The sequence below is a fragment of the Pseudomonas lundensis genome (genome assembly GCF_001042985.1).
Lineage (GTDB): Bacteria > Pseudomonadota > Gammaproteobacteria > Pseudomonadales > Pseudomonadaceae > Aquipseudomonas > Aquipseudomonas lundensis.
On record NZ_JYKY01000013.1, the window covers coordinates 94,980 to 108,736 of the forward strand.

Below are 13,757 nucleotides of genomic sequence, written 5' to 3' on the forward strand. Positions count from 1 at the left end.
ACTGATAGATGGCTAGGGATCAACGGGTAGTGATTGTCGGCGGCGGAGTGATCGGGCTGCTGACGGCGTTTAATCTGGCCGCAGACGTCGAGCAAGTAATTTTGCTGGAGCGCGGTGGCGTGGGACAGGAGTCTTCCTGGGCGGGCGGTGGAATCGTGTCACCGCTGTATCCGTGGCGTTACACCCCGGCCGTCACAGCGCTGGCTCACTGGTCCCAGGATTTTTACCCGCATTTGGCGCAGCGTCTGCTGGCGACTTCCGGGCTGGATCCGGAAGTGCATACCACGGGTCTTTACTGGCTTGATCTGGACGATGAGGCTCAAGCGCTGGCTTGGGCCCGGCAAGCCGGCCGACCTTTGAGTGCCGTGGATATCGCGGCGGTCCAAAGCCATGTTCCGGTATTGGGCGGCGGTTTTTCCCGTGCTGTTTATATGAAGGACGTGGCGAATGTGCGCAATCCGCGGCTGGTTAAGTCACTAAAAGCGGCACTGCAAGCGATGCCCAATGTCACGGTTCACGAACAATCCGAGGTGCTGGGCTTTGTCAGGGAGGGGGAGCGGATTACGGGCGTCAATACGGTTAATGGCTCCGTATTGGGGGATGCCGTGGTATTGGCCGCCGGGGCCTGGAGCGGTGAACTGCTCAAGCATCTGGACATAGAACTGCCCGTTGAGCCGGTCAAAGGCCAAATGATTTTGTACAAATGTGCTTCGGATTTCTTGTCGTGCATGGTTCTGGCCAACGGCCGCTACGCCATACCTCGCCGTGATGGCCATATCTTGATTGGTAGCACGCTGGAGCATGAAGGCTTCGACAAAACCCCGACCCAGACGGCCCTGGAGAGTTTGAAAGCGTCGGCTGTGGCGTTGATTCCTGCGTTGGCGGATGCCGAGCCCGTTGCGCATTGGGCCGGATTGCGTCCGGGTTCGCCGCAAGGCATACCGTATATCGGGCCGGTCGCCGGTTTTGAAGGGCTCTGGCTGAACTGCGGGCATTACCGCAACGGGTTGGTGTTGGCGCCCGCGTCTTGCCAGTTGTTTGCAGATTTGTTGCTGGAGCGCACGCCTATCATTGATCCGGCGCCGTACGCCCCTGCAGGGCGACTCTGAGCGATAACGGCGGCTGTCTCGCAGCCTTGCGTTGCCAGGCTGCGACCCCGTTGCTCAGCGTTTGCCCGGGCCTTGTTCAAGATGGTTTTGGGTGCAATACCACTCTTGTTGTTGGCTCAGGGCGCGGTCTCGTGGCAAGTGGACGCCGCAATGGGCGCAGCGCACCATCGGTTGGGCGTTGGGGTCGACCGGTTTTTTGGTGGGGGTTAGGCCCGCTTTGTATTTGCGCCACAACCACACGCCGGCAGCAATCAAGGCCACCCAGATCAGTAAACGAAACATGGCTAATCGCTATTTGAGAAAAGATGCGCCAGTTTAGCCAAGGACCGTGTAGGCGCCCAGCACCAAATGCGACGCAAAAAAAAGAGCCCCGAAAGGCTCTTTTCTTGAGTGTGACGATCAGTCGAAAAGACCGAACGTCATGTAGCTGAACCATGAACGGCTGGTGTCTTCCGATTCTGGTTCTTCGATGACATTGCCGTCTGAATCTTTAGGCTTCAGCTCGGCAGGAATAGCGTCTTTCGCATCCTGGAATTGCTTCTGCACGTCCTGGTTGGCGCGGGTTTCACCCGGTGGCAGAGGCGTGCTGGATTCGATCAGGCCCAACGTAGCCTTGCTCAACCAAGAGCGGTTGTCAGACTCGGACACTTGAGGCACAAACTGACCGTCAACCAGGCTCGGATGGTTAGGGTAGTTGTCTTTGAGCACTTCAAGACTGGTGTCAGCCAGTTTATCGAGGTGCAGGCGCTGATAAGACTCAACCATCACCGCCAGGCCGTCAGCGACCGAAGGGGTTTCCTGGAAGTTCTCAACCACGTACCGGCCACGGTTGGCCGAAGCCACATAGGCCTGACGGGTCAGGTAATAGTGGGCCACGTGAATTTCATAAGCCGCCAGCAGGTTGCGCAGGTAAATCATGCGCTGCTTGGCATCAGGCGCGTAGCGGCTGTTGGGGAAGCGGCTGGTCAGCTGGGCGAACTCGTTATACGAGTCGCGGGCCGCGCCGGGGTCACGCTTGGTCATGTCCAGCGGCAGGAAGCGCGCCAGCAGGCCAACGTCCTGGTCAAACGAGGTCAAGCCTTTGAGGTAGTAGGCGTAATCAACGTTCGGGTGCTGCGGGTGCAGGCGGATGAACCGCTCTGCGGCAGACTTGGCAGCTTCCGGCTCGGAGTTTTTATAGTAGGCATAGATCAGTTCAAGCTGAGCCTGATCGGCATAACGGCCGAACGGGTAGCGTGACTCAAGTGCCTTCAGTTTGGCGGTTGCACTGGTGTAGCTGTGGTTGTCCAGATCGGCCTGTGCCTGCTGGTACAGCTCGACTTCGCTGAGGTTTTCGTCAACGACTTCCTTTGTCGACGAGCAAGCGGCGGTCAGTGCGAGGATGGCGATCAGCAGCAGGTGTCTCACTTGCATGGCGGCTTGCGTCCCTATGACGGCCGCTGTCTTGGGCGAGGCCGTCCTGTTATGATGAGCGCCCCGTGAAAAGCCTCGGGGCAAAAGACGCCGTATTTAACCACAAGCGCGCAGCCGAAACCAAAGGCTTGGCGCCGTCCTGATGAGCATGTCCGAGAAAATACTACTTCGCGCAGAGGTGCCGTCCGAATTGGGCGGCCAACGCCTCGATCAAGTCGCCGCACAATTATTCGCTGAGCACTCGCGCTCGCGCCTTTCCGCCTGGATCAAAGACGGCCGCCTCACTGTGGACGGAGACGTCATACGTCCCCGCGACATCGTGCATGGTGGCGCCATCCTGGAGCTGACTGCAGAGCAGGAAGCCCAGGGTGAGTGGATCGCCCAGGACATTCCCCTCGACATCGTTTACGAAGACGATGACATCCTGGTCATCAACAAACCCGCGGGTTTGGTGGTGCACCCGGCTGCGGGGCATGCTGATGGCACTTTGCTCAATGCGTTGCTGCATCACGTACCGGACATTATTAATGTGCCGCGTGCGGGGATCGTGCATCGCCTGGACAAAGACACCACCGGATTGATGGTGGTCGCCAAGACCATCCAGGCGCAGACGCAGCTGGTTGCCCAATTGCAGAGCCGCAGTGTCAGCCGGATATATGAGTGCATTGTCATCGGTGTCGTCACCGCCGGGGGCAAGATCGACGCGCCCATCGGCCGTCACGGCCAGCAACGCCAGCGCATGGCGGTTATGGAAGGCGGCAAACAGGCGGTGAGTCATTACCGCGTGCTTGAGCGTTTCCGTTCCCATACCCACGTGCGGGTCAAGCTGGAAACCGGGCGTACGCACCAGATCCGTGTGCATATGTCTCACATCAACTTCCCGTTGGTCGGAGATCCTGCCTACGGCGGTCGTTTCCGTATCCCGCCGGCAGCCAGTGTGACCATGGTCGAATCCCTGAAGAACTTCCCGCGTCAGGCCTTGCATGCGCGCTTCCTGGAGCTGGACCATCCGACGACCGGTAAACGCATGAGCTGGGAATCCCCACTCCCTGACGATTTTGTCTGGTTGTTGACGCTGCTCAAGCAAGACCGTGAGGCCTTCATCGGATGAGCGCGTTCCTGATTCCTGACTGGCCTGCGCCGGCAGGCATCAGGGCCTGCGTGACCACCCGTGCGGGCGGCGTCAGCCAGGCGCCGTTCGACAGCTTCAACCTGGGTGACCATGTCGACGACGATCCTTGCGCCGTTGCTCAAAATCGCCAACACCTGACCCGCGTTTTTAACGTACAGCCCGCTTGGCTTAGCCAGGTTCACGGGGTTGTCGTTGCGCCTGCCGACCCGTCCAGCATCGTTGAAGCCGATGCCAGCTGGACATCCACGCCCGGCGTGGCGTGTACGGTCATGACCGCCGACTGCTTGCCTGCACTGTTCTGCAACCGCGCCGGTACACGCGTCGCTGCGGCGCATGCGGGCTGGCGCGGATTGGCAGCCGGGGTGCTTGAAGCCGCCGCGCGCAGCCTCCATGTTGAGCCCCAGGAGATACTTGTGTGGCTTGGACCCGCCATCGGTCCCGCGGCGTTTGAAGTCGGGGGCGAGGTGCGTGATGTCTTTATTAAAGACATGCCCCAGGCCGCCTCGGCCTTCGTGCCAAGTGTCAATGCCGGGCGTTATATGGCCGACATCTATGAGCTGGCGCGTCTGCGTCTGGCTCGCTGCGGTATTGAAGCTGTCTACGGCGCAGGCTTTTGCACCGTCAACGACTCGCGCTTCTATTCCTACCGGCGCAGTTCCCGTACTGGCCGCTTTGCTTCGCTGGTCTGGATCGAAACGCCGTCCAGCTGATCTGCGTCATTCACCGTACGCTTGAAACTCCCAGAATTGCCCGCATCTACTAAGGTATCTGGCAGGTTTCTTCATTCAGGAGTTTCCATCCCTCCGGCCTGCTCATAAGGAAGGTGACGAATGCGTATAGATAGGTTAACCAGCAAGTTGCAATTGGCGTTGTCCGATGCTCAGTCATTGGCCGTCGGCCTTGATCATCCGGCAATTGAGCCAGCGCACTTGATGCAGGCATTACTGGAGCAGCAGGGCGGTTCGATCAAGCCTCTGCTGATGCAAGTCGGTTTCGATGTAAACAGCCTGCGTAAAGAGCTGACCAAAGAGCTGGACCAGCTACCCAAAATACAGAACCCCACCGGCGACGTGAATATGTCGCAGGACTTGGCGCGTCTGTTGAATCAGGCGGACCGTCTGGCGCAACAAAAAGGCGACCAGTACATCACCAGCGAAGTGGTATTGCTGGCGGCAATGGACGAAAACAGCAAGTTGGGCAAGTTGTTGCTGGGTCAGGGCGTGAGTAAAAAAGCCCTTGAAAACGCCATCAACAACCTGCGCGGCGGTGAAGCGGTCAATGACCCCAATGCTGAAGAGTCCCGTCAGGCGCTGGACAAATACACCATTGACCTGACCAAGCGTGCTGAAGAAGGCAAGCTTGACCCGGTAATCGGTCGTGACGATGAAATCCGTCGCACCATTCAAGTGTTGCAGCGCCGGACCAAAAACAACCCGGTCCTGATCGGTGAACCCGGTGTGGGTAAAACCGCGATTGCCGAAGGCCTGGCTCAGCGGATCATCAACGGCGAAGTGCCTGACGGCCTTAAAGGCAAACGCCTGCTGTCGCTGGACATCGGTGCGTTGATCGCGGGCGCCAAATTCCGGGGTGAATTCGAAGAGCGTCTGAAAGCGCTGCTTAACGAACTGTCAAAGCAGGAAGGTCAAATCATCCTGTTCATTGACGAGCTGCACGTCATGGTCGGTGCCGGTAAAGGCGAGGGCGCCATGGACGCGGGCAACATGCTCAAGCCTGCGCTGGCGCGGGGCGAGTTGCACTGTGTCGGTGCAACCACCCTTAACGAGTACCGCCAGTACATTGAAAAGGATGCTGCGCTTGAGCGTCGCTTCCAGAAAGTACTGGTAGACGAGCCGAGCGAAGAAGACACCATCGCGATCCTGCGTGGTTTGAAAGAGCGCTATGAAGTGCACCACAAAGTCGCGATTACCGACGGTGCCATCATTGCGGCGGCCAAGCTGAGTCATCGGTACATCACGGATCGGCAGTTGCCAGACAAGGCGATTGACCTGATCGACGAAGCCGCCAGCCGTATTCGCATGGAGATCGACTCCAAGCCTGAAGTGCTCGACCGTCTGGAGCGCCGTCTGATTCAACTGAAAGTTGAAGCGCAAGCGCTCAAGAAAGAAGAAGACGAGGCGGCGAAAAAACGTCTTGAGAAATTGCAGGAAGAAATTGAGCGCCACGAGCGTGAATATTCCGACCTGGAAGAAATCTGGACCTCGGAAAAAGCCGAAGTGCAAGGCTCTGCCCAGATCCAGCAAAAGATCGAGCAAGCTCGCCAGGAACTGGAAGTGGCACGCCGCAGCGGCAACCTGAATCGCATGGCTGAATTGCAGTACGGGATCATCCCGGATCTGGAACGCAGCCTGCAAATGGTCGACGAGCACAGCAAGACCGAGAACCAGTTGCTGCGCAGCAAAGTGACCGAAGAAGAGATCGCTGAAGTGGTGTCGAAATGGACCGGGATTCCTGTGTCCAAGATGCTTGAAGGCGAGCGTGACAAGCTGATGAAGATGGAAAGCTTGCTGCACGAGCGCGTGATTGGTCAGGACGAAGCGGTTGTGGCCGTGTCCAACGCCGTGCGCCGTTCCCGCGCTGGCCTGAGCGACCCGAACCGTCCGAGCGGCTCGTTCATGTTCCTTGGCCCAACCGGTGTCGGTAAAACCGAGTTGTGCAAGGCGCTGGCCGAATTCCTCTTTGATACCGAAGAGGCGATGGTGCGGATCGACATGTCCGAGTTCATGGAGAAACATTCCGTGGCTCGACTGATCGGTGCTCCACCAGGCTATGTGGGTTACGAGGAAGGTGGCTATCTGACCGAAGCCGTACGGCGTAAGCCTTATTCGGTCATCCTGCTGGATGAGGTCGAGAAAGCTCACCCGGACGTGTTCAACGTACTGCTGCAAGTGCTTGAAGACGGTCGGTTGACTGATAGCCACGGTCGCACGGTCGACTTCCGCAATACCGTGATCGTGATGACCTCTAACCTGGGGTCGGCACAGATCCAGGAGTTGGTAGGGGACCGTGAGGCACAGCGTGCTGCGGTGATGGATGCGGTGAGTACTCACTTCCGTCCGGAGTTTGTGAACCGGATCGACGAAGTGGTGATCTTCGAGCCTCTGGCCCGCGATCAGATCGCCGGCATCGCCGAGATCCAGTTGGGTCGCCTGCGCAGCCGTCTGGCAGAACGCGACCTGAGCCTGGAGCTGAGCCAGGAGGCTCTGGATAAGCTGATCGCGGTCGGTTACGACCCTGTGTATGGCGCACGCCCTCTGAAACGTGCAATCCAGCGCTGGATCGAAAACCCGCTGGCACAACTGATTCTCTCGGGTCAGTTCCTGCCGGGAACCACGGTAGTGGCCAGTGTGAAAGACGACGAAATCGTCTTCGCGTAAGGCGGGCAAGTGGTGCTTTAAAGGGGGCCTCGCAGTGCGAGGCCCTTTTTTTGAATTTTTTTACATAGGGTGTTGATCTGTAAGGGAAACGCGAGTAAAGTGCGCCCCGCAGTCAGTCACCAGCAACGGCAACTTGGCCCAAACCAAGGTGTCAGTTAGAAGCGCTAAATCATTGTCTTCTAACGAAAAAAAATGGTTGACAAGGGTTTTAAAGGTTGTAGAATGGCCCGCCTCAGAGACGACAACGCAGCGATGCGCTGAAGTCAACGAGAATTGCAAAGAGTTACAAAGTAGTAAAGCAACATCGTAGTAGATTGAAATATGTAGTTCCGCGATAGCTCAGTTGGTAGAGCAAATGACTGTTAATCATTGGGTCCCTGGTTCGAGTCCAGGTCGTGGAGCCATTTTCAAGCCGGGGTATAGCGCAGTCCGGTAGCGCGCCTGCTTTGGGAGCAGGATGTCAGGAGTTCGAATCCCCTTACCCCGACCATTTTTGGGTCGTTAGCTCAGTTGGTAGAGCAGTTGGCTTTTAACCAATTGGTCGTAGGTTCGAATCCCACACGACCCACCATTTTTGGCTCCAGTTCGCTGGGGTTAGATCTTAAGATCAGAGGCCAAAAGCGCTGATCGCAGAAGGCGCCTCTTTGAAGGTGCCTTTTTTTTACCGGGGTATAGCGCAGTCCGGTAGCGCGCCTGCTTTGGGAGCAGGATGTCGGGAGTTCGAATCCCCCTACCCCGACCATTTTCTGCCCGGCAGTAATGGGTGTAGAAAATAAGGCGCTGATGCCAATCGCATCAGCGCCATGAAAAAAGCGTCCTTAGGGACGCTTTTTTTTTGCTTCAAAAAAACCATTGTGCTGGGTACTGGCTCTTGGTCATGGCGAACCGTAGCCCCCGAAGCTACGTTCCAGAGCGCTGCAGTCGCCAATGCACGCCTGCAGACCCTGGGTGCAGGGTTTGCAGGCGACGCTCCCATAGGCAACGGCCGCGGGAGCGTTCTGTGCTAGCGGTTAACTCCCTTTTGGTCTGCATCCTGCAAGTCCTGCAACGCTGCCGAATATTGATCGGCCTCAGCCTTGGGCACCATCTGCCATGACGGTTTACGCAGGGCATAGAAGATAAACGGTGGGGCACCTGCCACGATCAAGCCCAGCAATAAGATGCCTGCATATTCAAAGAACGGCATGCTGCTGAAGTTATTCGGTGGAATAAACCCGAAAATCAAGGCCACACAGGTTGAAAACAACCCCAGGTAGCACCAGCCATGCAGGTCCTTGAGCACGTAACCGCGTTTAACGTCGGGCTGGGTTTTACGCAGCTTCATGGCGGACATAAACATGAACACGTAAATGATCAGGTACATCAGTGCAGCCATGGCGCTGATCATCCAGAACGCATCGGATACGTTGTCGATGAAGATGTAAATCGTCGAGAGCAGCGTCACGATGAGCGCTTGTAAATACAAAATGTTCTTCTGCACGCCTTTGCTGTTCACTTTTTGCATCACCGGTGGAAGCATTCCCGCCTTGCCCACAAACAACAGACCGGTGGAAGGTCCGGCCGTCCACGCCAGTACCCCGCCCAATGCACCGATGATCAGCAAAATGGCCATGATTGGCGTGGCCCAGGGCATGTTGAACCCTTCGAAGAAGGCTGCGTATGCCTGAATAACGCCCGCAGTCAGACTCGTCGAATCCGCCGGCACGACCAGTGAAATCGCGACCGTCGGGGGGATGAACACCAGCAGAATCATAAAAAAGGCCAGCAGAATGGCGCGGGGCATTTCCTTTTGCGGATTGCGCAGTTCCCGAGCGTGAATGGCGTTCATTTCGATACCGGCAAACGCCAGGAAGTTGCTGACAATCAACACCAGACCAGTGATGGCGCCTGTGAACTCACGCCACAAATCCGGATGCAGGTTGTGCGAACCTGTTTTTACGGTGGAGTGCGTGTCGAAAATCGCTGGAATCAACGCGTCCCAGGTTAAGGGCGCAGCCGATTTGTGTCCCAGTACCAGCCAGGCTACGCCCAACAGTACCAGCAGCGCGGCTGGCAGTGCCGTCCCCAAAAGCATGAACCACGACGTCAGCTTCGACAGAGTTGTCAGGCCGTTGAGGGCAACGAACGTCGACAGCCAATACAGCACAATAATCACCGCAGCCGTGAACACCCCGCTCTTGGCCAGTTCCGGGTTAATCAGGTACGCCATCGTGCTGGCTCCGAACCCGAGCACTATCGGGTACCACACCACCACCTGAATCCACATGAACCACATGATGAAAAACCCGGGTCGGTCACCATAGGCTTGTCGGACCCAGCCATAAATCCCGCCGTTCCAGCCGGTGCCCAGTTCAGACGCAACCAATGACACGGGGATAAAAAACAGTAACGCCGGGATGACATAGAGAAAAATCGAACCCAGGCCGTAAACAGCCATGCTGGGCAATGAACGAATACTGGCAACAGCGGCAACCATCATGAAACAGATGGTCAGCCATGACATGTAAGTTTTAGCTTTACTGGTGGTAGCCATATCGCCTCCCTTCACATTTTTCGTCAGTGCAGCAAGCTCAAATTGAGCGTGCGGCTAAGGTGTTCGGCAGCCAGTTGGCCACGCACGCTGTTGCCCGCAACATCCAGCGGTGGAGCAAAAGCGGCGATCGCACAGACTCCCGGCACCACTGCCAGAATCCCGCCGCCCACTCCGCTTTTGCCCGGCAATCCAACCTTGTAATACCAGTCGCCCGTGGTGTCATACAGGCCGTTCAGGGTCATTTCCGCGAGGATGGGAGCAATGGTTTTGGCCGCGACAACGCGCGTGTTGGTAACCGGGTTAACCCCGCCATTGGCCAGTGTTGCCCCCATCGTGACCAAGTCATGGCAGGTGATCGCAACCGAGCATTGGCGGGTATACACATCGCACACCTCCATTGGGTCGGCATACAGATAACCGTAGCTTTGAAGCAGCCAGGCAATGCCGCGATTGTGCTGATTGGTCGAGGCTTCAGAGGCGTACACCTCTTCGTTGACGGTCAGATCGCGTCCGGCGAAGGCCTGGTACGTAGACTCAATCTGCGCCCAGCGCGCGGTCGCATTTTCGGCCTTGAGCAAGCTGACAGTGGCCATGGCTCCGGCGTTGACGAAAGGGTTAAGCGGTTTTCCCTTGTGAAGTTCAAGGGCTATGACCGAGTTGAAGGGTTCGCCAGTCGGATCGCAGCCAATCTTGCTGCGCAAAGACTGCGGGCCGATGTCATCCAGCACATGGGCGAGCGTGAACACTTTTGAAATCGATTCAATGGCAAAGGCGTAATCGGTGTCGCCAACTTCGGCATGGGTGCCATCACAAAACATGATGCTGATGCCGAACAGGTTGGCCGGGACCGAGGCCAGATACGGGATGTAACTGGCGTTTTTTCCGTGGTGGTTATTGGCAAAACGTTGATGGGCTTCATGCAATGCGTGGGTTACTGAACCGTCAACTGTCAGGGGTTGTGTTTTCATTGCGCTCACTCCGTGTGTGCGTTGGGTCGCCGGGAACTATAGGATGGAATTTCCAGACATGCCCGCAGGCAGGGCAAAGTCAAAATGCTTGGCTATGCTCTTAGCCCTACGCTGAGCCAGAAATGAGGAGGTCGGCCAGCCACGGTCCATCACTCAAGGAGAGTTCCCATGGCGCTGCACCGCACCAAACGTCATAGCGACACGGATCCCGTTTTTGGTTCATCGGCATTGGCGCATGCCGCGGCAACCAAACTGTTCCCCGAAGCCGAGCAGTCTGCGCGCGAGGTTTACCAGCTGGTCCATGATGAGCTGTATCTGGACGGTAACGCCCGCCAGAACCTTGCGACCTTCTGTCAGACTTGGGAGGAGGATGAAGTTCACAAGCTCATGGACCTGTCCATCGACAAGAACATGATCGACAAGGACGAATACCCCCAATCGGCTGAGCTCGAAAATCGCTGTATTCATATGCTGGCGGATCTTTGGCATTCACCCTCTGCTGCGACCACCATCGGCACCTCGACAGTAGGTTCCAGTGAAGCCTGCATGTTGGGTGGCCTGGCAGCACTGTGGCGTTGGCGAGCAGCCCGCAAAGCTGCGGGCAAACAGACCACCACTCCGAACATGGTCTGCGGCCCGGTACAAGTCTGTTGGCACAAATTTGCGCGTTATTGGGACATTGAAATCCGTGAAGTGCCCATGTCAGACGGGCAATGGTTCATGACACCCGAGGACATGCTTGAGCGCATTGATGAAAACACCATCGTGGTGGTGCCGACGTTTGGTCAGACGTTTACCGGCCTGTATGAAACCGTGAAGCCGCTGTCCGATGCACTGGATGATCTGGAAAAACGCAATGGCCTGAATGTGGCGATTCATGTCGACGGCGCCAGCGGCGCCATGCTGGCTCCATTTTGTGCCCCGGATATTGAGTGGGATTTCCGGTTGTCGCGAGTCAAATCCATCAGCACTTCCGGGCATAAATTCGGCCTGGCGCCTTTAGGGGCGGGCTGGGTAGTGTGGCGAGACGTGCAGGATCTGCCGGAAGGTCTGATATTCCACGTCAACTATTTGGGGGGCGATATGCCGACGTTTGCCCTCAATTTTTCACGCCCGGCCGGGCAGATCATTGCGCAGTACTACAACTTTTTGCGGTTGGGTCGAGAAGGGTATGAGCGCATTCATTCGGCGTGTTACGAAACGGCGCAATTTCTGGCCCGTGAATTGGTGAAAATCGGGCCGTTTGAAATGCTGTACAACGGCGATCCGCAACTGGGCATCCCGGCGCTGACCTGGCGTTTAAAGCCCGGCGTGAAAACCAACTTCTCGCTTTACGATCTGGCAGATCGATTGCGGGTAAGGGGCTGGCTAGTCCCGGCCTATAGCCTGCCGGCCAATGTTGAAAACGTCGTAGTGCAACGGATTCTGGTACGTCAGGGGCTGTCGATCGACATGGCCAAACTGTTGTTGGCGGACTTTGAGCGGGACATCAAGTTTTTTGATGAGCATCAGCCCCACGGGTTCAAAGGCCGTGAAGCCGAGGCGGGTAATCACGCAGGACGCTGATGACCGTGTGCGTTGCTATCAAAGCTGCGAGCTTCATGCCTCGCAGCTTTGACGCATGGCCGCCGTGGCGGCGGGTGGGGTCAATGCAGTTTCAGGCGTGGCTCCGTGCCGCGTCCGATGCGGCTGCCCAGCATCAACATCAATGTGCGGAATGTGCCGTAAAGCGCCATTTGGTGCATGCGGTACAGCGAGATGTAGAACATCCGCGCCAGCCAGCCTTCGAGCATGACTGTGCCCATCAGGCTGCCCATCAAGTTACCCACAGCTGAAAAACTCGACAGTGAGATCAGCGAGCCGTAATCGCGGTAGTGGTAATCGGGCAGGTCTGATTTGCCTTCAAGGCGCATCTTTAACGATTTGGCCAACAGTGACGCTTGCTGGTGAGCGGCTTGTGCGCGAGGCGGCACCATCCGGTCAGTGCCCGGTTGCGGGCAAGCCGCGCAATCGCCGAACGCAAAAATATTGTCATCGCGGGTGGTTTGCAGGGTAGGGCGCACGACCAACTGGTTAATGCGGTTGGTTTCCAGCCCGGCAATATCTTGCAAGAAACCGGGCGCACGAATACCGGCGGCCCATACCTTCAAGCTCGCGGGAATCACTTGGCCTTCTTTAGTGATCAGGCTGTCAGCCGTCACCTCGCTCACGGCCGAATTGGTCAGGACGGTGACGCCCAGTTTCTCTAGCGTCTTATGCACAGGCCCACCGATGCGCTCGGGCAGCGCCGGCAGTACGCGGGGCCCAGCTTCGATCACAGTGATGTGCATGTTTTCCGGTTTGATACGGTCCAGGCCATAAGCCGCCAGTTCATGGGCCGCGTTGTGCAGTTCGGCTGCCAGCTCGACACCCGTTGCGCCCGCACCCACGATGGCCACGCTGATTTTTTCAATCGCATCGGTTTGCCCCGCATGCGCGCGCAAGTAGTGGTTCAACAATTGCTGGTGGAATTTTTCGGCTTGTTTGCGCGTGTCCAAGAACAGGCAATGCTCGGCCGCGCCTTGGGTGCCGAAATCGTTGGTGGTACTGCCCACTGCGATCACCAGCGTGTCGTAGCCCAGTTCACGAGCAGGCACCAGCTCTTCGCCTTTTTCGTCGAGGGTTGCCGACAATGAGATCTTTTTCAGCTCGCGATCAAGACCACTCATGCGGCCCAACTGGAACTCAAAGTGATTCCATTTGGCTTGGGCGACGTAGTTGAGTTCGTCTTCGGAGGAGTTCAACGAACCGGCGGCCACTTCATGCAGCAGCGGTTTCCAGATATGGGTCAGATTGGCATCCACCAGCGTTACGCTGGCTTTGCCGCGCTTACCCAGGGTTTTGCCCAGGCGGGTCGCCAACTCCAGGCCGCCGGCGCCGCCGCCGACAATCACAATACGATGGGACATAGGTATCACTCACAAGGCTTGAAAAAAAATTCTGTGCCTGAGTCCCGTGGGCGAGCGCACTGCAGCTCATAGCGCCAGGTAACTCAGGAGGCGGCTCAAAAAGCCCAGACCGATCACCACAATCAGCACCACGCCAAGGAGCATCCACGGCCTGAAGGGCCGGCGCTCAACTTGGTGTTGTGGCAGTTGCAGGTACTCTTCGACACGCTGTTGGTCATCTGGTTTCAGGCGACTGGACATAGAGTTTGCCTCGTCAGAT

11 protein-coding genes and 4 tRNA genes are annotated in these 13,757 nt (G+C 57.1%); 9 read left to right on the plus strand and 6 right to left on the minus strand.

All coding sequences use genetic code 11. From position 1 onward, the window contains the following. Positions 1-8 precede the first annotated feature (8 nt). The gene (gene thiO / locus TU74_RS12675; protein ID WP_048376761.1) at positions 9-1,109 is read left to right on the plus strand and encodes a glycine oxidase ThiO; all 1,101 of its coding nucleotides are present in this window, start codon (positions 9-11) and stop codon (positions 1,107-1,109) included. 54 nt (positions 1,110-1,163) lie between these two features. Here thiO and TU74_RS12680 read toward each other — a convergent pair whose 3' ends face one another. Together TU74_RS12680 and TU74_RS12685 are read right to left on the minus strand one after the other, a co-directional pair. Next, positions 1,164-1,391, minus strand: a complete 228-nt coding sequence (locus TU74_RS12680) for a PP0621 family protein (RefSeq protein WP_047279014.1) — start codon at positions 1,389-1,391, stop codon at positions 1,164-1,166. Between the two features lie 117 nt (positions 1,392-1,508). After that, on the minus strand, positions 1,509-2,522 hold the full coding sequence (locus TU74_RS12685; RefSeq protein WP_047273627.1) for an outer membrane protein assembly factor BamD: 1,014 nt from the start codon (positions 2,520-2,522) through the stop codon (positions 1,509-1,511). Positions 2,523-2,670: 148 nt separating this feature from the next. On the opposite strand from TU74_RS12685, the gene rluD reads away from it, so the two are divergent. The 7 genes from rluD to TU74_RS12720 all read left to right on the plus strand — a co-directional run bounded on the left by rluD (position 2,671) and on the right by TU74_RS12720 (position 7,791). Continuing rightward, the gene (rluD, locus tag TU74_RS12690; protein ID WP_047279261.1) at positions 2,671-3,633 is read left to right on the plus strand and encodes a 23S rRNA pseudouridine(1911/1915/1917) synthase RluD; all 963 of its coding nucleotides are present in this window, start codon (positions 2,671-2,673) and stop codon (positions 3,631-3,633) included. Continuing rightward, positions 3,630-4,364 carry a peptidoglycan editing factor PgeF gene (pgeF, locus tag TU74_RS12695; protein ID WP_048376762.1) on the plus strand — a complete coding sequence of 245 codons (735 nt, stop codon included), beginning with the start codon at positions 3,630-3,632 and terminating at the stop codon, positions 4,362-4,364. The genes rluD and pgeF overlap by 4 nt, the downstream gene beginning before the upstream one ends. Positions 4,365-4,484: 120 nt before the next feature. Continuing rightward, complete coding sequence (clpB, locus tag TU74_RS12700) at positions 4,485-7,049, plus strand: ATP-dependent chaperone ClpB (protein ID WP_047273631.1); 2,565 nt, start codon at positions 4,485-4,487, stop codon at positions 7,047-7,049. Between the two features lie 328 nt (positions 7,050-7,377). Next, a tRNA-Asn gene (locus TU74_RS12705) sits at positions 7,378-7,453 on the plus strand. Between the two features lie 9 nt (positions 7,454-7,462). After that, positions 7,463-7,539 (plus strand) — tRNA-Pro (locus tag TU74_RS12710). A gap of 5 nt (positions 7,540-7,544) precedes the next feature. Beyond that, positions 7,545-7,620 (plus strand) — tRNA-Lys (locus tag TU74_RS12715). Positions 7,621-7,714: 94 nt separating this feature from the next. Further along, positions 7,715-7,791 (plus strand) — tRNA-Pro (locus tag TU74_RS12720). 261 nt (positions 7,792-8,052) lie between these two features. Here the strand turns inward: TU74_RS12720 and TU74_RS12725 are convergent. Both TU74_RS12725 and glsA read right to left on the minus strand, forming a co-directional pair. Next, positions 8,053-9,582, minus strand: a complete 1,530-nt coding sequence (locus tag TU74_RS12725) for an amino acid permease (protein WP_048376763.1) — start codon at positions 9,580-9,582, stop codon at positions 8,053-8,055. A gap of 23 nt (positions 9,583-9,605) precedes the next feature. Beyond that, positions 9,606-10,550, minus strand: coding sequence for a glutaminase A (glsA, locus tag TU74_RS12730; RefSeq protein WP_047292048.1), 945 nt, complete (start codon positions 10,548-10,550; stop codon positions 9,606-9,608). Between the two features lie 168 nt (positions 10,551-10,718). Here glsA and gad point away from each other — a divergent pair, with 168 nt between their 5' ends. Continuing rightward, entirely contained in the window at positions 10,719-12,116 is a 1,398-nt protein-coding gene (gene gad / locus TU74_RS12735) for a glutamate decarboxylase (protein WP_047273638.1), read from the plus strand. Between the two features lie 80 nt (positions 12,117-12,196). Here gad and TU74_RS12740 read toward each other — a convergent pair whose 3' ends face one another. Then, positions 12,197-13,498, minus strand: coding sequence for an NAD(P)/FAD-dependent oxidoreductase (locus tag TU74_RS12740; RefSeq protein WP_047273639.1), 1,302 nt, complete (start codon positions 13,496-13,498; stop codon positions 12,197-12,199). A gap of 66 nt (positions 13,499-13,564) precedes the next feature. Next, entirely contained in the window at positions 13,565-13,738 is a 174-nt protein-coding gene (locus TU74_RS12745; protein ID WP_047273641.1) for a DUF3094 family protein, read from the minus strand. Positions 13,739-13,757: the final 19 nt, after the last annotated feature.